At 69.9% G+C, this 19,290-nt stretch carries 17 protein-coding genes, 4 tRNA genes and 1 riboswitch; of the genes, 10 read left to right on the top strand and 11 right to left on the bottom strand.

Annotated elements, in window-relative coordinates; genetic code table 11:
• Positions 1-167: 167 nt before the first annotated feature.
• Positions 168-2,096 (bottom strand): DUF5107 domain-containing protein, encoded by a 1,929-nt coding sequence (locus FVE25_RS06995; protein WP_219825363.1) that lies wholly within the window; start codon positions 2,094-2,096, stop codon positions 168-170.
• Between the two features lie 49 nt (positions 2,097-2,145).
• On the opposite strand from FVE25_RS06995, the gene FVE25_RS07000 reads away from it, so the two are divergent.
• The gene (locus tag FVE25_RS07000; protein ID WP_157245628.1) at positions 2,146-2,928 is read left to right on the top strand and encodes a DeoR/GlpR family DNA-binding transcription regulator; all 783 of its coding nucleotides are present in this window, start codon (positions 2,146-2,148) and stop codon (positions 2,926-2,928) included.
• A 5-nt stretch (positions 2,929-2,933) separates the two neighbouring features.
• Here the strand turns inward: FVE25_RS07000 and FVE25_RS07005 are convergent, their stop codons facing one another.
• The 7 genes from FVE25_RS07005 to FVE25_RS07035 form a co-directional block, all read right to left on the bottom strand.
• Positions 2,934-3,497 (bottom strand): helix-turn-helix domain-containing protein, encoded by a 564-nt coding sequence (locus tag FVE25_RS07005; protein WP_157245629.1) that lies wholly within the window; start codon positions 3,495-3,497, stop codon positions 2,934-2,936.
• Between the two features lie 38 nt (positions 3,498-3,535).
• On the bottom strand, positions 3,536-4,324 hold the full coding sequence (locus FVE25_RS07010) for an alpha/beta fold hydrolase (protein WP_157245630.1): 789 nt from the start codon (positions 4,322-4,324) through the stop codon (positions 3,536-3,538).
• Positions 4,325-4,631: 307 nt separating this feature from the next.
• Complete coding sequence (locus tag FVE25_RS07015) at positions 4,632-5,717, bottom strand: mechanosensitive ion channel family protein (protein WP_157246539.1); 1,086 nt, start codon at positions 5,715-5,717, stop codon at positions 4,632-4,634.
• Positions 5,718-5,779: 62 nt separating this feature from the next.
• Positions 5,780-6,736 (bottom strand): ribonucleotide-diphosphate reductase subunit beta, encoded by a 957-nt coding sequence (locus FVE25_RS07020; protein WP_246266747.1) that lies wholly within the window; start codon positions 6,734-6,736, stop codon positions 5,780-5,782.
• 38 nt (positions 6,737-6,774) lie between these two features.
• Positions 6,775-8,931, bottom strand: coding sequence for a ribonucleoside-diphosphate reductase subunit alpha (locus tag FVE25_RS07025; RefSeq protein ID WP_246266749.1), 2,157 nt, complete (start codon positions 8,929-8,931; stop codon positions 6,775-6,777).
• A 110-nt stretch (positions 8,932-9,041) separates the two neighbouring features.
• Positions 9,042-9,243, bottom strand: a riboswitch (cobalamin riboswitch).
• A 24-nt stretch (positions 9,244-9,267) separates the two neighbouring features.
• Positions 9,268-10,194 (bottom strand): tripartite tricarboxylate transporter substrate-binding protein, encoded by a 927-nt coding sequence (locus FVE25_RS07030; RefSeq protein WP_157245633.1) that lies wholly within the window; start codon positions 10,192-10,194, stop codon positions 9,268-9,270.
• A gap of 99 nt (positions 10,195-10,293) precedes the next feature.
• Positions 10,294-10,863, bottom strand: coding sequence for an ArsR/SmtB family transcription factor (locus FVE25_RS07035; RefSeq protein ID WP_157245634.1), 570 nt, complete (start codon positions 10,861-10,863; stop codon positions 10,294-10,296).
• A 79-nt stretch (positions 10,864-10,942) separates the two neighbouring features.
• Here FVE25_RS07035 and FVE25_RS07040 point away from each other — a divergent pair, with 79 nt between their 5' ends.
• On the top strand, positions 10,943-12,319 hold the full coding sequence (locus FVE25_RS07040) for an alpha/beta hydrolase family protein (RefSeq protein ID WP_157245635.1): 1,377 nt from the start codon (positions 10,943-10,945) through the stop codon (positions 12,317-12,319).
• Between the two features lie 7 nt (positions 12,320-12,326).
• Here FVE25_RS07040 and FVE25_RS07045 read toward each other — a convergent pair whose 3' ends face one another.
• From FVE25_RS07045 to FVE25_RS07055, 3 genes are all read right to left on the bottom strand, one after another.
• Positions 12,327-12,731, bottom strand: a complete 405-nt coding sequence (locus FVE25_RS07045; protein WP_246266750.1) for an SAM-dependent methyltransferase — start codon at positions 12,729-12,731, stop codon at positions 12,327-12,329.
• Positions 12,732-12,800: 69 nt separating this feature from the next.
• Entirely contained in the window at positions 12,801-14,621 is a 1,821-nt protein-coding gene (gene glmS / locus FVE25_RS07050) for a glutamine--fructose-6-phosphate transaminase (isomerizing) (protein ID WP_157245637.1), read from the bottom strand.
• Between the two features lie 15 nt (positions 14,622-14,636).
• Positions 14,637-14,906 (bottom strand): hypothetical protein, encoded by a 270-nt coding sequence (locus FVE25_RS07055; protein ID WP_246266752.1) that lies wholly within the window; start codon positions 14,904-14,906, stop codon positions 14,637-14,639.
• A 207-nt stretch (positions 14,907-15,113) separates the two neighbouring features.
• Here FVE25_RS07055 and FVE25_RS07060 point away from each other — a divergent pair, with 207 nt between their 5' ends.
• The 8 genes from FVE25_RS07060 (at position 15,114) to FVE25_RS07095 (ending at position 19,275) form a co-directional block, all read left to right on the top strand.
• Positions 15,114-16,961: an N-acetylmuramoyl-L-alanine amidase gene (locus FVE25_RS07060; protein ID WP_157245639.1), complete on the top strand. Its 1,848-nt coding sequence runs from the start codon at positions 15,114-15,116 to the stop codon at positions 16,959-16,961.
• 89 nt (positions 16,962-17,050) lie between these two features.
• Positions 17,051-17,122, top strand: a tRNA-Gly gene (locus tag FVE25_RS07065).
• 15 nt (positions 17,123-17,137) lie between these two features.
• Positions 17,138-17,208 (top strand) — tRNA-Cys (locus FVE25_RS07070).
• 49 nt (positions 17,209-17,257) lie between these two features.
• Positions 17,258-17,329: transfer RNA gene (locus FVE25_RS07075), tRNA-Gly, on the top strand.
• A 20-nt stretch (positions 17,330-17,349) separates the two neighbouring features.
• Positions 17,350-17,424 (top strand) — tRNA-Val (locus FVE25_RS07080).
• A gap of 242 nt (positions 17,425-17,666) precedes the next feature.
• Entirely contained in the window at positions 17,667-17,915 is a 249-nt protein-coding gene (locus FVE25_RS07085) for a hypothetical protein (RefSeq protein ID WP_157245640.1), read from the top strand.
• A gap of 40 nt (positions 17,916-17,955) precedes the next feature.
• Positions 17,956-18,402 carry a DUF6879 family protein gene (locus tag FVE25_RS07090; protein WP_219825365.1) on the top strand — a complete coding sequence of 149 codons (447 nt, stop codon included), beginning with the start codon at positions 17,956-17,958 and terminating at the stop codon, positions 18,400-18,402.
• A gap of 24 nt (positions 18,403-18,426) precedes the next feature.
• On the top strand, positions 18,427-19,275 hold the full coding sequence (locus FVE25_RS07095; RefSeq protein WP_157245641.1) for a helix-turn-helix domain-containing protein: 849 nt from the start codon (positions 18,427-18,429) through the stop codon (positions 19,273-19,275).
• Positions 19,276-19,290: the final 15 nt, after the last annotated feature.

The raw sequence follows: 19,290 nt of genomic DNA on the forward strand, positions 1-19,290 counted from the left end.
TGTGGCCGCACCCTAGAACCGCGCCAAAGCCGCAAACAAGGCAGTCCATGCAACGCTTTGATCACATCATGCACTAAGCGACGATTTTTGCGCATAAATCTGCACACTCCTGCAAGGAGTGCGAGAAAAGATGCACTGGGGGTGTCGGAAGAGGGAACGCGCGGGTGCTAGTACTGCTTGACGCTGTAGTCGTAGCGGCACGGCAGGCGCGAGGCGTGCGTGTGCGGCTGCCCGTGGTAGTCCCACCACAGCGCGTCGAGAGAGTCCTCCCCCTCGCGCAGGTCGTCGACGACCAGCCCGGTGTCGAGGATCCGGCGGGCCCGCGCCCGGTCTCCGCCGTCCAGCGCGGCCCGGCACTCCAGCAGCCGGACGCGCCCGTGCCAGCGGTCGGCCGGGCCCAGTTTGTCGATCAGGGCGAGGGCGTCGCCGTACCGGGCCGCGGCCAGCAGCGCCGAGACGGTCTCGATGGTCAGGGGCCGCAGCCGCGGCGAGAGCGCGTGCGCCCGCAGGTACAGCTCCGCCGCCACGCCGGGGTCGGCCTCCAGCACGGCGAGGTTGCGCAGCGCCCAGGCGTTGGGCGCGCACTCCAGGGATCGCCGCCACGCCTCGCGCGCGCCCTCGCGGTCGCCGTCGTGGTAGAGGTTGACGCCCAGGTGGAACAGCGTGAACCAGGTCGGCTCAGCCGCCTCCAGAAGCGCCCGCCACTCCGGCCCGACCGTGTAGGAGGACGGCGGCAGCGCCGGCGCGGGCGCGGGGATCGTGCCCTTGCGCACCAGCGAGAGCCAGGACTGCTGGTCACGCCCGATCGTGGCGTCGGCGAACGGCGTGGCCGGCAGGTTCAGCGCCCTGCTGCGCCGCTTGGCCAGGGCCCGCCGTTCCAGCGCGCCCCAGCCGCTGCCCACGTGCAGCGTCTCCTCCGGTACGGCTGCCGCCAGCCGTACCGCCTGCTCGTGCTCGGCGGCCAGGCGGTCGCGCGGGATCAGCCGTTCGACCGCCTCCCCGGCGCGGGAGACGGCCTCGGCCCACCCCTCGTGCCCGCCGGCCGCCTCGGCCAGGCCGTACGCCTCGGTCCAGGAGAAGGCCGAGCGGGCGGCCAGGCGGACGTGTTCGAGCTGGGTGCGGGCCAGGCCCGCCTGGATCTCCAGATAGGGGCGGTCGGGGCCGGACAGCCAGTCCTGCCAGTTGCGCCCGGCCGGGCTGGTGCCCCAGCGGAAGTGCTTGCGGCCGCGCAGAAGGTCGGTGGAGACCTGCGCCAGCCCGGCGCCCGACTCGTCGATCGCCGCCACCCAGCGGCGCTCGCCGTCCGGGATCTCGTAGAAGAAGTCGGCCGCCTGCTCGTTCCGCCCCGGGTAGGACTGGTCGGCGTCCTGCCAGTGCGGCACCGGCACGCGGCGCAGCCGGCCGTCGTAGGAGAAGTGGTAGGCACGCTCGGCCGGGGCGAGCACGCGGGTGCCCGGCGTCTGCGGCACCGCCGCGTTCGACCACCAATAGACCGCCGCGTCCTGCGTGAACGGGTTGTGCACGCGCACGTGCACGAGCAGCACCGGCGAGCCGGGCGGCAGCCAGGCGTCGATCTGGTAGACCAGGCGCCGCATCCGCTCCCACTCGTACATGCGCAGCACCGGCACCCCGTCGGGCCTGGTCACCCGGGCCGCGTGCAGGGGCGCGCAGGCCAGCGCGGTGTGGCCGAACGTGCCGAGGTTCCACTCCACGCCCCCGGCGAACCACGCGTTGCGCAGGCCCAGGTTGGCCAGTTGCAGGTGCGGCGGCCGGTGCAGCAGCTCCCGTCCGGTCGGCTGGTGCACGAGCGAGCGCAGCCGCCCGCCGTACTCCAGCAGGAACTCCGCGCGCAGCACGCCGTTGTCGAGCACCGCGGTCTTGAGCTCGCGCTCGGTCCGCTCGCGGCCGTATCCGTCCTGGAAGGTGTACGGCAGCAGCGACCCGGCGTGGCCGTAGGCCAGCTGGGCGGCCATCTCGGCGTCGGCCGCGGTCGTCTCGAGGCCGCCTCGCGGGTCGGGCAGCGTGTGCAGCGGCGGCAGCGGGTTCTCCGGTCCGAGCGGCGAGACCGGGAGGCGGACAGAGGAGATGCTCAGCATTTGCGGCACATCTTTGCACATATCACGCAAGAACTGCATGATTGGGCAGGTGAACCGGTACGAACGCTGGAACGTGCTGCTCGAGATGGTCGCCGAGACCGGGCAGCTCGACGTTGTCGAGACCGCCGGAAGGCTCGACGTGTCCACCGCGACGATCAGGAGGGATCTCGACGAGCTGGCCGCGCAGCAGCTGCTGACCAGGACCCGCGGCGGCGCCATCGCGCACAGCGTCTCCTACGACCTGCCGCTGCGCTACAAGGTCGCCCAGCACGCGCCGGAGAAGCAGCGCATCGGCGCCGCCGCCGCCGCGCTGGTGCCGGAGGGCTCCACCGTCGGGCTCAACGGCGGCACCACCACCACGGAGGTGGCCCGCGCCCTGGCCGTGCGCGACCTGGGCGGCGACCGGCGCGGCCCCGCGCTCACCGTGGTCACCAACGCCCTGAACATCGCCCACGAACTGGTCGTCCGCCCCCACCTGCACGTGGTCACGACCGGCGGCTCGGCCCGCGCCCAGTCCTACGAGCTGGTCGGCCCGGTCGCCACCGGCATGCTGGAGCGCATCGCGCTGGACGTGGCCGTGCTCGGCGTGGACGCCATCGACGCCGACCACGGCGCCAGCGCCCACAACGAGGGCGAGGCCGCGATCAACCAGCTCATGGCCGCCAAGGCCCGCCAGGTGATCATCGTCGCGGACGGCTCCAAGCTGGGCAGGCGGGCCTTCGCCCGGATCTGCCCGCTGGCGCAGATCGACGTCCTGGTCACCGACTCCACGGCCCCCGCCGAGCTGGCCGCCCGCTTCACCGAGTCGGGGGTGCGGATCGTCCAGGTGTGAGCCGGTTACTTCTTCGGCTTGGCCCGCACGTGCATGCGCTCGCCCTGGCGGCCGAACAGGCTGAGGATCTCAACCGGCCCGTCGCCCGCGCTGCCGAACCAGTGCGGCAGCCGGGTGTCGAACTCGGCCGCCTCCCCCGCGCCCAGCACGAGGTCGTGGTCGGCCAGCACCAGACGCAGGCGGCCGGAGAGCACGTACATCCATTCGTAGCCCTCGTGGGTGCGCGGCTCCGGCTCGCACTGGTCGGCCGGGATCACCATCTTGTACGCCTGAAGGCCGCCGGGCTGGCGGGTCAGCGGGAGAACCGTGCGCCCGTTGACGTTGCGGGCGACCACCCGGACCCGGGGATCGCCCACCTCGGGCGCGCCGACCAGCTCGTCCAGCGGGACCTGATGGGCCTGCGCGATCGGCAGCAGCAGCTCCAGGCTGGGCCGCCGCTGCCCGGACTCCAGGCGGGACAGGGTGCTCTTGGAGATGCCCGTGGCCTCGGCCAGCGCGGCCAGCGTGACCCCGCGATCGGTGCGCAGCCGCTTGAGCCGGGGGCCTACTTGGGCGATGACGTCGTCCACCGTCCCATTATCCCGGAACCGGCAACCCCCGTTGCCGGCTAGTCCCGCAGGAAGTCCCGCATCGCATGGGCGACCTGCGCCGCTCCGCGCCCGCGCGGCGCGTCGTGCCCCAGCTTCGGCAGGTCCACGAGGCGGGCGCCCGGGATGACCGCGTGCAGGGCGGCGGCGACTTCCCGCAGGTATCCGGGTCCTCGCTCGCCGGTCAGCAGCAGGGTCTCGGCGTGCACGCCCCCGTAGCGCGCGCCCGAGGAGTCGAGCCGCAGCACCTCACGCATCTCCCCGGCCACCCGCGGGAGCACCTCGACGAACTCCCGCCGCCGCTCCCCGGTCAGCGTGAGCCGGATCAGGGCCTTGAGCAGCCACAGCGGCATCGTGCCCGGCCCCGCCACCTGCAGTCCCCCGGCCTGGATCGCGAGCGCGTCCAGGGTACGGCCGGCCGCCACGGCCCGTTCGAAGGCGGGCAGCCAGCCGGAGGGCAGGCCGCCGTCGATGGAGACGGCCGGTTCGAAGACCGCCACCTTCGCCACCGGATGCCGTAACGCGGTCTCCAGCGCCACCAGCCCGCCCGAACTGTGACCGAACAGCCGCGTGGCGCCGGTCTCGGCCATGATCGCGATCACGTCGTCGCAGACCAGGTCGAGGGTGTAGTCGTCGAGGCGGAGGTCGCGGTCCACGAGGTGGACGGTGAAGGCGTCGGCCAGGTGCCAGGCCAGGTCCCGGTAGACCCGCCCGGTCACCCGGCCCCCGCCGAGCACGACGAGGCCGGGAACCGTGCCGATGCTCTCGAAACCGATCTGCGTGCCATCCGCTGAAGCCAGTTGTGCCATAGCGCGATCACCTCGATCGTGGGGCCGTCACGAGAGACGATATATCGCGACTTAAGACCCGGTCAAGATATGTCGCGTCATGGTGATTCGGGCCCCCGGGGTGAGCTGGCGTAGGCCCGCCCGGGGGCCATGTCCAACCGGGGGGCGCCATTCCCGCCGGTCAGACCGAAGGCCCTCGATCACCATTTGTAGCCCCAGGGCACATCCGGTCTCCACTCATTAATGCCGGAGCGGGTGGATGAGGCATCCGGGACGGACGCTCATCCGCTAGTGGGCCGCCGGAATGACGATCGTCTGGCCGGCGGGGTCAGGCTTCGGGCCGCGGGGCCGGAGAATCCCCTGCCCACGCTGCCGTATCCGTGACCGGGCCGGTCGGCAGGTCCACGCGGAAGCGGGGCAGCGCATCGGGGTGGTTCTTCCGGACGTAACCCACCAGGTGCTCGCGCACGTCGCATTTGAGGTCCCACGCGGAGGCCGAGTCGGCGGCGCTCATCAGGGCGCGTACTTCGACCAGGCCGTTCGGCAGCACGTCGGTCACCTGCATGGTCCAGTCCTTCTGGTCCCACAGGGGATTCTCCTGGATGTAGCGGTGCAGTTCCTCGCGCAGCGCGTCCACCGGGACGGACCAGTCCATCCGCAGGTAGACCACGGCCAGGACGCGGCTGCCGTGCCGGGTCCAGTTCTCGAAGGGGTTCTGGGTGAAGTAGGACACCGGCAGCACCAGCCGCCGTTCGTCCCACAGGCGCAGGACCACGTAGGTGAGCGTGAGCTCCTCGATGCGGCCCCACTCGTTGTTGACCACGACCACGTCGTCCAGGCGCAGCGCGTCGCTGAAGGCGAGCTGGAGCCCGGCCAGCATGTTGCCGATGGTGGACTGGGCGGCGATGCCGACGATGGCGCCGGCGATGCCCGCCGAGGCGAGCAGACCGGCGCCGAGCGCCCGGACCTGCGGGAACGAGAAGAGCATCGCGCCCAGGGCCACCACCACGATGACCGCGGTGGCGACCCGGCGGACCAGCGCGATCTGCGTCATGATGCGCCGGGCGCGGCGGTTCTGCTCGCCCTCGACGAGCACGAGGTGGTCGAGGATGACGTCCGTGACGGCGTAGGCGGCCCCGACGATCAGCCAGGTGACGCAGGCGATGGTGACCAGGCCCAGCCCGTGGTCGATCGCGGCGTCGCGGGAGAGGTCGCGCGGGGTGGTGCCGAACTGGCCGGGGTTGAAGACCAGGTTCACCACGATGACCACCGCGGTGGCGAAGCCCGCCCACGTGCAGTGCTCGACGAGGTGCCGGGGCAGGCTCCATTTGTTCCCGGCCCTGGCCAGCATCCGCCGGGCCACCTCCACCAGAAGAATCGCGCCGGCCAGCGAGAGGGCAAGGATCGCCCACATCGACACGGGTCACTCCTCACGAGTCGGGAAAAATCACTCTCCTCTCTATGGTGCCGGACATCTCAGAACGACTCGTCAAAGGACACGTTGCCCTCGACCGCCACCTGGTAGGCGGAGACCCGGCGCTCGAAGAAGTTGGCCAGTTCCTGGACGTCCTGCAACTCCATGAAGGCGAACGGATTGGCGGTGCCGTACCGCTTCTTGAGCCCGAGGCGGGTCAGGCGCTGGTCGGCGACGTACTCGAGGTATTCGCGCATGTGCTCGACGTTCATGCCGCCGATGCCGTCGCCGCACAGGTCGCGGGCGAAGGCCAGCTCGGCGGCGACCGCCTCCTCGATCATCCGGGTGACCTGCTCGCCCAGCTTGTCGTCGAACAGCTCGGGCTCCTCGGCCCGTACGGTGTCCACGACGCTGAAGGCGAACTCCATGTGCATGGACTCGTCGCGGAAGACCCAGTTCGTCCCGGTGGCCAGGCCGCCGAGCAGGCCGCGGGAGCGGAACCAGTACACGTAGGCGAAGGCGCCGTAGAAGAACAGCCCCTCGATGCAGGCGGCGAAGCAGATGAGGTTGAGCAGGAACGTCCGCCGGTCCTCCTGCGTCTCCAGGCGCTGCAGGTCGGAGAGCGAGTCGATCCAGCGGAAGCAGAACTCGGCCTTGTCGCGGATGGACGGGATGTTGTCCACGGCAGCGAACGCCTTGACCCGCTCGTCCGGGTCGGGCAGGTAGGTGTCGAGCAGCGTCAGGTAGAACTGCACGTGCACCGCCTCCTCGAACAGCTGCCTCGACAGGTAGAGGCGCGCCTCGGGGGCGTTGACGTGCTGGTACAGGTTGAGGACCAGGTTGTTGGCGACGATCGAGTCGCCGGTGGCGAAGAAGGCGACCAGGCGGTTGATCAGATGGCGCTCCTGGGGCGACATCTTGCCCAGGTCGGCCAGGTCGGAGTGCAGGTCCACCTCCTCGACCGTCCACGTGTTGCGGATGGCCGCCCGGTAGCGCTCGTAGAAGTCGGGGTAGCGCATCGGCCGGAGGGTCAGGTCCATTCCGGGGTCAAGAAGCATTACTGGCACGCCTCGCAGTACTCGGGGTTCTCCAGGGAGCAGGCGACCGCTTCCTGGACGACGGCAACGGTGGTCTGCGCGATCCGGGTCGCCGGACGCGAGCGCAGGTAGTAGGTGGTCTTGATGCCCTTCTTCCAGGCATAGGCGTACATCGAGGAGAGCTTGCCGATGGTGGGCGTGGCCATGAAGAGGTTCAGCGACTGCGACTGGTCGATGTACGGCGTGCGGGCCGCGGCCAGGTCGATCAGCGCCTTCTGCGGCAGTTCCCAGGCGGTGCGGTAGAGCACCTTGAGCTCGTCGGGGATGCCGGGGACGTCCTGGACGGAGCCGTCGGCGCGCTTGATGGCGTCGCGCATCTCCTGCGTCCAGAGGCCGCGCTCCTGCAGGTCACGCACGAGGTACCGGTTGACCTGCAGGAACTCCCCCGACAGCGTTTCGCGCTTGAAGACGTTGGACACCTGCGGCTCGATGCACTCGTAGCACCCGGCGATCGAGGCGATCGTCGCCGTGGGCGCGATGGCGATCATGAGGGAGTTGCGCAGCCCGGTCCCGGCGATCTTCGCGCGGAGCGCGTCCCAGCGCTCGGTGGCGCCGACGCCGTAGTGGTCGGGGTGGAGCACGCCCTGGGCGGCGCGGGTGTCGGCGTAGGACGGGTGCCGGCCGCGCTCGACGGCCAGATCGGCCGAGGTCGCGTACGCCGCCAGCGCGATCTCCTCGGCGATCCGGGTGGACAGCGCCAGCGCCTGCGGCGAGTCGAACGGCAGCCGCAGCGCGAAGAACACGTCGGCCAGCCCCATGACGCCGAGCCCGATCGGCCGCCACCGCTTGTTGGCCGCCTCGGCCTCGGGCGTCGGGTAGAAGCCCAGGTCGATGGTCCGGTCGAGGAAGCGTACGGCGGTGCGGGCGGTCCCGGCCAGCCGCTCCCAGTCCATGCCGGTCCCGGTGAGGTGGGCGGCCAGGTTGATCGAGCCGAGGTTGCAGACCGCCGTCTCCCCGTCGCTGGTCACCTCGAGGATCTCGGTGCACAGGTTGGACAGGTGGATGACGTTCTCCGGCCGGGCGGTCTGGTTGGAGGCCCGGTTGGCGGCGTCCTTGAAGGTCATCCAGCCGTTGCCGGTCTGGGCGAGCGTGCGCATCATGCGGCCGTACAGGGTCCTGGCCGGGAGCTGCCGGATGGCCAGGCCCTCCGCCTCGGCGGTGCGGTAGGCGGTGTCGAACGCCTCGCCGTACAGGTCGGTGAGGTGCGGGACCGTCTTGGGGTCGAACAGCGACCACGCCTCGTCGGCCTCGACGCGGCGCATGAACTCGTCGGGCACCCAGTTGGCGAGGTTGAGGTTGTGGGTACGGCGGGCGTCCTCGCCGGTGTTCTCCCGCAGCTCCAGGAACTCCTCGATGTCGGCGTGCCAGGTCTCCAGGTAGACGCAGGCGGCGCCCTTGCGCCGGCCGCCCTGGTTGACCGCGGCCACGGAGGAGTCCAGGGTGCGCAGCCAGGGCACAATGCCGTTGGAGTGGCCGTTGGTGCCCCTGATCAGCGAGCCGCGGGAGCGGACCCGGGTCCAGGAGACGCCGATGCCCCCGGCGTACTTGGACAGGCGGGCGACCTGCCCGTAGCGGTCGTAGATCGACTCCAGCTCGTCGCGGGGCGAGTCCAGCAGGAAGCAGGACGACAGCTGCGGGCGGCGGGCGCCGGAGTTGAACAGCGTCGGCGAGGAGGGCAGGTAGGACAGCGTGGACATCAGCGCGTACAGCTCGGCGGCCTCGGCGACCGTCTGGGACAGGCCGCAGGCGACGCGGAGCATGAAGTGCTGCGGGCGTTCGAGGACCTTGCGGGTCTCGGGGTGGCGCAGCAGGTAGCGGTCGTAGACGGTGCGCAGGCCGAAGTACTCGAACCGGCCGTCGGCCTCGGGGTCGATCAGCGCATCCAGCTCATCACGATTTTTCGCGACAAAGTCGGCGAGCTGGTCCTGGATGAGCCCGGCCGCGTGCGTGGCGGCGATGGAGTCCGAGAACGCGTGGACACCGTGGCCGGCCGCCTCGTCGGCGATCTCCTCGGCCAGCAGCCGCGCGGCCACCCGGGAGTTGGCCGGGTCGGCGATCACCCGCGCCGCCGCCTCCTCGATGGCCAGCCGCCGATCCGTCTCAACGATCTGCGTCACGTGCAACACTCCTCGCGAGCGAGCTATCCCCCTGCGAGGGCACGCGAGAGCGCACACGGCAAAGTACAGACCCCCGGCCGCGCAGCCCCCGGGCCCTCCCTCGAGGCCCATGGACAAGACAACCGCTGGCAGGTCTTCGGGCTCGCGGGCGTCTCAACGCGTGAGTCCTACTGGCCGTCGCTTCCCGGACATGCGTCCAGTGCTCGATGACGGCGGTCGTTCCCGCTTACCGCTGCGGGGCAGCCCTGGAATCACACCAGGTTCCCTTTTGCTCCGCCCCCGCGGGGGCGAACCAGCGACAGTGCAGGATCCTACATCTAGTGGCCGATCCCGCAACTATCCCCGGTATGTTGTGCTCGGCGTGTCGAGCATGCCCAGCTCGCGCAGGACTTTCCTGGTGCGCTCCCCCTCGGTGGCCAGCCACGTGGCGAAGCCGTCGCCGGTCAGCGGGATGGTCTCCCAGCCGCGGTCGCGGCACGCCTGCGCCCACGGCGCCGACCCGATCGCCTCCTCCACCACGCGTACGGCCGCGCCGCGCCGGTCACCGGTCATCGCGGGGCCGACCACCGCGCACCAGTCGGCGAAGTCGATCCGGACCCCGCACTCCAGCAGCGTCGGCGCGTCGAGGCCGGGTACCCGGGCGGCCGAGGAGACGGCCAGCACCCGCACCTTGCCCGAGTCGACGCGCGGGCGCCAGTCGTGCAGCCGGCCCGCGGCTGCGGCGACCTTGCCGCCCAGCATGGCCGCGGCGGCCTCGGCGGCTCCCGGGTACCCGGTGTAGTCGATCTTCCGGACGTCGGCGCCGAGCCCCTGGGCGATCAGGCCGAACAGCAGGTGGTCGGGCTCGCCCAGCGGCCCGCCGGCCAGGTAGGTGCGCTCCGGCCGGGCCAGGAGGTGGGCGGCGAAGGCCGCGAAGTCGGGCAGGCGCGAGCCGGCCGGCACGAACACGGCCTCGGTGTGGCCGGTGAGCCTGGCCAGCGGGGTGCTGCTCAGGTGCAGGGGGCGCAGGCCGCTCATCTCGCCGGCGGCCAGCGCGGCCAGGCCGGTGACGGTGAGCGTGGTGGCGCCGCCGGTGCCGGTCACGGGGTGGCCGGTCCTGCGCAGGGTGCGATAGAGGGCCTGGGCGACCGGGGACCAGCGTTCACCGGCGGGCAGGACCGAGATGGTGCCGAGATCGCCGGCCGTACCGCTGCGCGCGGTGCCGCATCCGGCCGCGCAGGCCGCCACGCCGAGCCCGAGTGCGAAGAACCGCCGGCGACGCATGGCGCCCCCTCCCCCGAGCTCCGCGAGCTCCGCCAGATCCCCCATTACCTCAGGTTATTGACAGATCACACCGTGTTACACATCGGGGGGTACTCTTCGCTATTCCGGCGGCTCATCCGCGGGCAGCGCGAAGAGCCTGATGTACATCGGCCGGGCGTCCGGCGGCGCGTCGGAGGCGCGGTGGCTGTACTTGAACAGCAGCGCGATGTACTCCTCGAAGAACGCCTCGAACTCCCGCCTGGTCATGCGGCCGAAGCCGCGCGAGGCTTTGGCCCAGTCGGGGTCGCGCCGGTAGGCGGCCGGGAAGCTCTCGAGGAGGCGGCGGTCCTCGTCCATCCCGATGCGGTGGAACTCCTGCAGCACCGCCCGCGCGGCCGGATCGACCCGGCCGAAGTCGGGCGTGCGGATGTCGCGCGGCCCCTCCACCCTGCGCCACCAGCGCTCGCGGCCGGTCGAGCGCTCCGGGATCTCCTCGATGAAGCCGTACTTCTCGAGCTGGCGCAGGTGGTAGCTGGTGGTGCCGGTCTTGGCGCCGAGCAGCTCGCCCAGCGTGGTGGAGGTGGCCGGGCCGTGCACGTTCAGGTGCGTGAGCATGGCCCGGCGCATCGGGTGGGCGAGCGCCTTCAGCCGCTCCGGATCGTCGAGGTACAGCGGCGGCTCATCCTTCATGAGGACGAGCATAGTTCTCCCGGAGGATTTCTGCAGACATCTCTTTGCCGACACTTCTCTGCAGACTATCTTCGGCGGCATGAGACGAACCTTGACCGTCCTGATCGCACTGATCTGCTCGTTCCTGCCCGCCGCCCCGGCGCTGGCCGCCGACGAGCTGCGCAGCGCCGAGGTCACCTTCCGCGGCGGCGGCGGGCTGGAACTGCGCGGCACCGTCCTCACCCCCGCCGGCGCGACCGGCCCCCTGCCCGGCATGGTGCTGGTGCACGGCTCCGGCGCCGGGACGCCGCGGGCCAAGCTGCGGACCGAGGCCGAGGCGTTCGCCCGGCAGGGCATGGCGGTGCTGATCTACGACAAGCGGGCCGAGGGCTACTCGCTGACCCGCCGCGACTACGGCGAGCTGGCCGACGACGCGCTCGCCGCGCACGCCGCGCTGCGCTCGTCCCCCGGCGTGGCCCCCGACAAGGTGGGCATCTGGGGCCTCAGCGAGGGCGGCTGGGTCGCGCCGCTGGCCGCCTCACGCTCGAAGCAGGTGGCGTTCGTGGTGATCGTCGGCGGCAATGCCATGGAACCCCTGCGCCAGCAGACCTGGGCCGTCGCCGCCGGGCTGCGCAAGGCCGGAGTGACCGGGCAGGTGCCCGACCGCGGCGTCCCCGCCTTCTACCGGTTCCTCGCCGGCGCCGGGATGTTCCCCATGCCCTGGCACGACGCGCAAGCCGTACTCGCGAAGGTGGGCCAGCCGATGCTCGGCATCTGGGGCGCCCACGACCTGCTCACCCCGCCGCAGGAGACCCCGGGCCTGCTCGCCCGCGGCCTGAAGCACGACCGCTACACGCTGCGCTACTTCCCCGGCGCCGACCACGCCGCCCACCTCACCTTCGACGGCGGCGTGACCCGCGACCCGCGCCTGGCCCCCGGATACCCGGAGGCCGTCGGGACCTGGGTCAAGCGCGTCACCTCCGGCGACCTGCCCAGCGCCGAGACCGTCGGCGACCTGCCCCGGCAGGCGTCCCTGACCGTGCCGGTGCCGCCCGCGGCGTTCTGGGAGTCGGCGTTCGTGCAGGTGCTGGCGCTGGTGGTGTTCCTCGTGGCCTTCGCCGGCTACCCGGTGTGGGCGCTGGTCCGGCGCGTGCGCGGGCGCAGCGTGCAAGGGGTCTGGCCGGCCCGGGTGCTGGCCCTGGGGGCGCCGCTGTCCGCCTTCGGGGCGGTCGCGTACCTGATGTACTCGGTGATCAGCGGCGGAAAGCTGGCCTCCCCCGGTCCGGTGGTGGCCGGGCGCCCGGTGATCTGGCTCCTGTTCCAGGTCCTGGCCGTGGCCGCGCTGGTGGCCGCCGCGTTCCTGGTGCCGGTGGCGCGCCGGGCGCGCAGGTCCGAGCGGGTACGGCTCGGCGCCCTGCTGACCGGCGCCGTGGTCTTCCTGCTCTGGGCGCTGTACTGGGGCGTCCTGCTGCCGTGAGGCTGCGTCAGGCGGGGTCCGGCTTTCGCGCGACACCCGCCCGCAGGTAGGGCGGCAGCCGTACCTCGCCCACGGCTCCGCCGGCCGACGAGCGCCGGTAGACGTTCTTGGCCTCCTCCTCCGCCTCTGTCTCACCCAGCGTCGGCACCGCGTGGGTGAGCGCGAGGTAACTCCCGGGGGCCAGCGCCTCCCGCACCCGGGCCAGCGCCCCGGCCGGGTCGGCGGCGTCCTGGACGAAGTGCAGGATCGACACCTGCAGCACCGCCACCGGCTCGTCGAAGTCCAGGAACCCGGTCACCCCGGGGCTGGTCAGGTACTCCTCCGGGCGGATCTCGTGCACGTTGCCCTGCGTGGGCAGGCCGCTGCCCAGGTCGAGGAACTGCCGGATCCCCGCCCCGGTCAGGCTGCGCACCACCCGCATGCGACAGTTGGGCTCATGGGGCGGCGTGTGACAAACGACAGGCGCCCGCCCGGCTAGCGCCTACTCCACCGTCACGCTCTTGGCCAGGTTGCGTGGCTTGTCCACGTCCCGCTCCAGTGCCACCGCCGCGTGGTAGGCCAGCAGTTGCAGCGGAATCGTCAGCAGAATCGGGTCCAGCTCGATCTCGTTCTTGGGCACCACGATCACGTCGTCGGCCAGCTTGGCCTCGGGCTCGCGGTGGCCGATCATGAGCACGTTTCCGCCCCGGGTGCGGATCTCGCCGAGCGTGGTGAGGTTCTTGTCCAGCAGTTCGTCGTCGGGCACGACCGCGACCGTCGGCATCTCGGGGCCGATCAGCGCCAGGGGGCCGTGCTTGAGTTCGCTGGCCGGGTATGCCTCGGCGTGGATGTAGGAGATCTCCTTGAGCTTCTGCGCCCCCTCGCGGGCGACGGGGTAGCCGCGCACCCGGCCGACGAACATCAGCGACGGGTGGGTGGCGTACTTGCGGGCGAGTTCGCGGATGCGGTCGCCCTGCTTGAGGATCTCCTCGATCTGGTCGGGGAGTTTGGCCAGGCCGTCCACGATGCGGCGGCCGTCGGCGGGCGAGAGGTCGTGGACGCGGCCGAAGTGCAGGGCGAGCAGGGCGAAGGCGACGGCGGTGGAGGTGAACGCCTTGGTGGAGGCGACGGAGACCTCGGGTCCGGCGTGCAGGTAGATGCCGCCGTCCACCTCGCGGGCGATGGCGCTGCCGACGGCGTTGACGATGCCGATGACGCGGCCGCCCTTGCGCTTGAGCTCCTGGACGGCGGCCAGCGTGTCGTAGGTCTCCCCGGACTGGCTGATCGCTACGTAGAGGGTGTCGGGGTCGACCACCGGGTTGCGGTAGCGGAACTCCGAGGCGGGCTCGGCGTCGGCGGGGATGCGGGCGAGCTCCTCGATGAGCTGGGCGCCGATCTGGCCGGAGTAGTAGGCGGAGCCGCAGCCGATGATCTTGACGCGGCGGAAGGAGCGGGTGGCGCGGGCGTCCATGTTGAGGCCGCCCAGGTGGGCGATGTGGAAGCGGTCGTCGAGGCGGCCGCGCAGGGTGCGGGCGACGGTCTCGGGCTGCTCGGAGATCTCCTTGAGCAGGTAGTGCTCGTAGCCGCCGGTGTCGTAGTGGCCGGCCTCGACGTCGACGGTCAGCGGCTCCTTGGCGGTCTCCAGGCCGCCGCTGGCGAAGGTGTGGAAGCCGTCGGCCTTCAGCACGGCCAGTTCGCCGTCCTCCAGGTGGACGACCTGGCGGGTGTAGCGGACCAGGGCGGCGACGTCGGAGGCGGCGAACATCTCCTTCTCGCCGATGCCGAGCACGATCGGGCTGCCGTTGCGGGCCACGACGACCTCGCCGGGCCGTTCGGCGTCGATGACGGCGATGCCGTACGTGCCGACGACGCTCTTCAGCGCCTTCCTGACCGCTTCCTCCAGGCTGGCGGTCTCCTCGACGGTGCGGGCGATCATGTGGGCCAGCGTCTCGGTGTCGGTCTCGGACTTGAAGACGACGCCGTCGGCTTCGAGTTTGGCGCGCAGTTCGGTGGCGTTCTCGATGATGCCGTTGTGGACGACGGCGATGCGCTCGTCGGCGGACAGGTGCGGGTGGGCGTTCTCGTCGCTGGGCACGCCGTGGGTGGCCCACCGCGTGTGACCGATGCCGAGCGTCCCCTTGAAGCGCGCGGGTACGGCTTTCGCCAGGTCGGCGACCCGGCCCTTGACCTTGCGGACCTTGAGCCCCTTGCTGGACACGACGACTCCGGCCGAGTCGTAGCCCCGATACTCCAGCCGCTGGAGGCCCTCCAGCAGGATGGGGGCGGCGTCCTTCGGCCCAACGTAGGCGACAATTCCGCACATAACCGACGTCCTCTCCTAGCCGTACACGATGCGGCGCAGCTGTCGCAGGGACAGCTCCGGGGCCGCGACCCGGCGTCCGGGCAGTTCCGCGGCGATCCTGGGGAAGATCTCGTCGTTCGTCAGGCCGCGGGCCTTCAGTTCGCCGTGGCGCCGCCGTACGAACTCCTCGACCGGCTCGGAGAAGTACGCCAGCACGTCGGCGATCACCCGCGCCGCCTCACCGGGACCCAGCGGGCTGGTTCTGGTCAGGTGCGCGATGAGCTCTTCGTAGGGATGCCGTGCCATGGACACAGTCGAGGACATTACGCATCTGGAGCGGGTTCAAACAACTTCCTGCCCGAAATCGGGCAGGAATCCACGCTTTCTGGACTGATCTTTGCTGACGATCCCCCGAAATCGGACCACATTCGCATCACACACCCCGGGTGACACTCTTCTCACAGGGCATGATTACTCTATGTAGCTCTATGCTGCCTTTCCGTGGGAGTTGTCATGCCACACTGGATCGCACTCACCCTCACCGCCGGACTCCTCACCGCACCCACCACCAGCCAGCCGGGCCGGCAGAACGACTTCATCGAGGCAGCACGCGAGTTCGGGGTCCCGCTCAGCGTGCTGCTCGCGGTCTCGTACCTGCACTCGCGATGGGACGACCACGGCGGGCAGCCGAGCGTGTCCGGCGGCTACGGGCCGATGCACCTGGTGGACGGCGCCGCCGTACCCCTGGGGGGCCATCACGAGGGGGATCCGCGCGGGGACGACTCCCGGCCGCTGCTGCGGCCGCTCCCCCAGCCGCCGCGCGCGCCCGAGGACACGCTCCGGCCGGCCGCGCGGCTCAGCGGGACGAGCGTGGCGCTGGTGCGGCGGGATCCGCGGGCCAACATCCGGGCGGGCGCCGCGCTGCTCGCCTCCCATCGGGTACGGCCCGGCGGGGAGCCCCGGGACTGGTATGAGGCGGTGGTGCGGTATGCGGGCTCGAAGGGGTTCGCCGACGAGGTGTTCACGGTGATCAGGGAGGGGGCGGCCCGCCGTACCGACGACGGCTCCTACGTGCGACTGGTGCCCGCGCCCGACGCGGTGCCGCCGCCGCCCGCGCGGACGCCGATGCTGGGGCGCGCCGACGAGCCGGCGGCCAGGGCGCAGGGCAGGACCGACTGCCCGGCCACGCTCGCGTGCGAGTGGATGCCCGCGGCCTACGCCAGGTTCGGCAAGAAGAAGCACAGGGACTACGGGAACCACGACCGGGTGAACGGCTCCCGGCGCATCGACTACATCGTGATCCACGACACGGAGGGCTCGTACCAGGGCATTCCTTCCATGGTCAACAATCCCCGGTATGTGAGCTGGCACTACACCATCCGCTCCAGCGACGGCCATGTCGCCCAGCACGTGAAAAATCGCGATATCGCGTGGCATGCAGGTAACTGGGATATCAATGCGCGTTCCATCGGCATCGAGCACGAGGGCTACCTGGCCCGGGGCGGCACCTGGTACACCGAGGCGATGTACCGCTCCTCCGCCCGGCTGGTCAAGCACCTGGCCACGGTGTACAACGTGCCGATCGACCGGGCGCACGTCATCGGCCACGACAACGTGCCCGGCACCACGCCGTCCACGGTGGCGGGCATGCACGAGGACCCCGGGCCGTACTGGGACTGGGGGCGCTTCTTCGCCATGATGGGCGCCCATCTGAAGCCGTCCGGCGCCGGCTCCTCGGTGATCATCCGCCCCGCCTACGACCGGCACCAGCCGCGCTACACCGGCTGCTCGGGCGGGCGCCCGGCCAAGGACTGCAAGCCCCACGGCTCCTCCAGCGTGTGGCTGCACACCGCCCCGAGCGCGCAGGCGCCCCTGGTCGACGACATCGGCAAGCGCGTGGGCGCGGGCAGCACGTACAGCGTCTACGACCACAGCGCCCGCGCCTCGACCGGGCAGCGGTACGCCGTGGCCGGACGGTCGGGCGACTGGACCGCGATCTGGTACCTGGGCCAGAAGGCGTGGTTCCACAACCCGGCCTCGGCGCCGACCGCCATCCCGGCCGGGGGCCCGCTGGTGACGCCGGTGAAGAACACCGTCCGGGTGTACGGCCGGGCGTACCCCGAAAAATCCGCTTACCGGGCCTCCCGCACCCGATTCCAGCGCCACGTCCCGCTGAAGTACGTCATCCGCAAGGGCCAGTCCTACTCCGTCGGCAGCACGGTCACGGGAACGTTCCAGAGAGCCGACTCCATGAACCCCGCCCACCACGACCTCGTCAAGGGAGCCCTGCGCTACCACCAGATCCAGCTCGGCCACCGGCTGATGTTCGTCAAGGCCAAGGACGTGCGCGTGATCGGATGAAATTCTCCGGAGAGGCGATCGTTGCGCACGGGCACTCCGCGGAGGCGATATGGTTTTCCCGTGGCCGGCGCTCGAAACCCCGGCCGCACGCGGAAGTGGCTCAGTGGTAGAGCATCACCTTGCCAAGGTGAGGGTCGCGGGTTCGAATCCCGTCTTCCGCTCGGAGTGTTACTCCTGGTGGAGTGGCCGAGAGGCGAGGCAGCGGCCTGCAAAGCCGTCCACACGGGTTCAAATCCCGTCTCCACCTCGGTTGTGCGGCGGACCCTCGGGATCCGCTAAAGTAGTGCGAGCGCCATGCGGAAGTGGCTCAGTGGTAGAGCATCACCTTGCCAAGGTGAGGGTCGCGGGTTCGAATCCCGTCTTCCGCTCGGAACAACTTCATATTCTTGGACGATTAGCTCAGCGGGAGAGCGCTTCCCTGACACGGAAGAGGTCACTGGTTCAATCCCAGTATCGTCCACCACGCTCCATAGCAGATCAGGGCTGACCTGGTCAAAACAGGAGACAGAGCCCCAGCTCACGGCCTATGCCGAGAGTCTGGGGCTTCTTGTTGTTTGTGGTTGTTCGCGACGGTTGTCAGTACGGTGCTGACAATGTGCTGATGTGTGGCATCTACGCGCTGGCCTTGGCACTTGACGCCAATCTGACGGGCGTTCAGGCTTCAAGTGCGCCACAGTCCGACACAGTCCAATCCGGGAGGAATCCATGCGGCTACGCTTCCTCGTGATCGATCCTGACACTGACGGCGACGACTGCCCCGCCCTGCACCTCGACGAAGAGACGGGCGATCTCGCCGTCATCGGCGAGACGATCACCGACCCTTCCGACCTCGCCGCCATCAAGGCGAGTACGGGACTAAAGTCCTGCGAGACGGCGATCATCATCCCGGCCCGCATGAGAAAGCACATCCTGGAGGCGCTGCGTGAACTCGACGACAGTTCCACCCTTCCCTGAGCTGATCGCAGGAGCCTCCCACAGCGCAGTGCATCTAGAGATGCGTGATGTCTATACGCCCGACGACCCATCGTTCATCGCGTTTCTGGGCGGACCGCCCTTCGACCGCACGCAGCGGGAACGCGAATGGAGGGACATCATCGGCAGTGCCGTGTCTAGAGGCGTCACGGTCCGTCGTGCCCGGATCGTCTCTGAACCCATCACCGACTACATCCGCTTTGAGCACTCGGTAACGGACTCCATGAACATCGTCGCAGGGGAACGCGTGCGCTGGCTCCCTCGGAGTCAGGCATCTGATCTATGCCTGCCGGGGAACGACTTCTGGGTGTTTGACGATCATCTCGTCAGGTTCGGCCACTTCGCCGGAGACGGTTCCGTAACTGGCAAGGAACTGCGTACAGAGCCTGCTGTCATCCAGCTCTGCCAGTCAGCCTTTGAGGCGGTCTGGCTACGGGCAATCGACCACGCAGAGTACAAGCCTCTGTAGACGTCAGCCCGCAAGAGCACCATCGTGCCTACCTCGCCCTCGCCTTCGGTCCAAGAAGCGCGTAGAGCGCTCGCCAGTCGGCTACGCGCTATGCGCGAGGAAGCAGAGCTGACCGCCATCGAGTTGGCGAGGTTGGCCGGTTGGGAACGAACCAAGATCAGCAAGATTGAGCACCTAGCCCGATCCCCATCCGTGGCCGACATCCGGACCTGGTGTCGGCTCTGCCGAGCCGAAGATCAAACTGATGACCTCCTGGCTGCACTGCGCGCCGTCACTGGCATGTATCAGGAATGGAAGCGACTCCAGCGCAGGGGCCTACGCCGGCTCCAGGAGCAGCGGACTGCGGTGTTCGAGCAGACTCAGGAGTTTCGGAGCTACGCCTCCCAAGTGATTCCCGGTCTACTACAGACGCCGGAGTACGCGACTGCGATCTTGTCGGCAGTCGCTGTACGCAACAAGCTTCCCAATGACGTTGAAGCCGCCGTTGCTGCGCGTATGAAGCGCGCCCGGCTCTTGCGGGAAGGTGGCCATCGCTTCGCATTCATCCTGGAAGAGTCCGTCCTGCGCTACCAAATCGGCGGCCCTCCGGTCATGGCCGGGCAGCTCGGATACCTCCTGATGGTCATGGCTTTGCCATCCGTCTCGCTCATGGTGATTCCGTTCAGCAGGGCACGTAAGACGCATGCACTCGGCAACTTCAACATCTACGACGAAGCCGAAGTGCGCATCGAACTGCTGACAGCCGCCATTAACGTCACTGTGCCTTCCGAGATCGATCAATACCGCCGTGAGTTCGAGCTACTGGCCAGCATGGCGGTCACTGGATCTGAGGCGCGCTCAGTCATCACCAAAGCCCTGGCCGATATGCAATGAACTCGCATGCCACAC

The organism is Nonomuraea typhae, assembly GCF_009760925.1.
In the GTDB taxonomy this organism is placed as follows: domain Bacteria; phylum Actinomycetota; class Actinomycetes; order Streptosporangiales; family Streptosporangiaceae; genus Nonomuraea; species Nonomuraea typhae.

Bases quoted from the DNA above. Each gene is read 5' to 3' on its own strand.
- FVE25_RS07085 (WP_157245640.1), top strand. From the start codon at position 17,667: ATGCGGCTACGCTTCCTCGTGATCGATCCTGACACTGACGGCGACGAC.
- FVE25_RS07090 (WP_219825365.1), top strand. From the start codon at position 17,956: ATGCGTGATGTCTATACGCCCGACGACCCATCGTTCATCGCGTTTCTG.
- glmS (WP_157245637.1), bottom strand. From the start codon at position 14,621: ATGTGCGGAATTGTCGCCTACGTTGGGCCGAAGGACGCCGCCCCCATC.
- FVE25_RS07060 (WP_157245639.1), top strand. From the start codon at position 15,114: ATGCCACACTGGATCGCACTCACCCTCACCGCCGGACTCCTCACCGCA.
- FVE25_RS07020 (WP_246266747.1), bottom strand. From the start codon at position 6,736: ATGCGCTACCCCGACTTCTACGAGCGCTACCGGGCGGCCATCCGCAAC.
- FVE25_RS07040 (WP_157245635.1), top strand. From the start codon at position 10,943: ATGAGACGAACCTTGACCGTCCTGATCGCACTGATCTGCTCGTTCCTG.
- FVE25_RS07015 (WP_157246539.1), bottom strand. From the start codon at position 5,717: ATGTGGGCGATCCTTGCCCTCTCGCTGGCCGGCGCGATTCTTCTGGTG.
- FVE25_RS07010 (WP_157245630.1), bottom strand. From the start codon at position 4,324: ATGGCACAACTGGCTTCAGCGGATGGCACGCAGATCGGTTTCGAGAGC.
- FVE25_RS07055 (WP_246266752.1), bottom strand. From the start codon at position 14,906: ATGGCACGGCATCCCTACGAAGAGCTCATCGCGCACCTGACCAGAACC.
- FVE25_RS07030 (WP_157245633.1), bottom strand. From the start codon at position 10,194: ATGCGTCGCCGGCGGTTCTTCGCACTCGGGCTCGGCGTGGCGGCCTGC.
- FVE25_RS07035 (WP_157245634.1), bottom strand. From the start codon at position 10,863: ATGAAGGATGAGCCGCCGCTGTACCTCGACGATCCGGAGCGGCTGAAG.
- FVE25_RS06995 (WP_219825363.1), bottom strand. From the start codon at position 2,096: ATGCTGAGCATCTCCTCTGTCCGCCTCCCGGTCTCGCCGCTCGGACCG.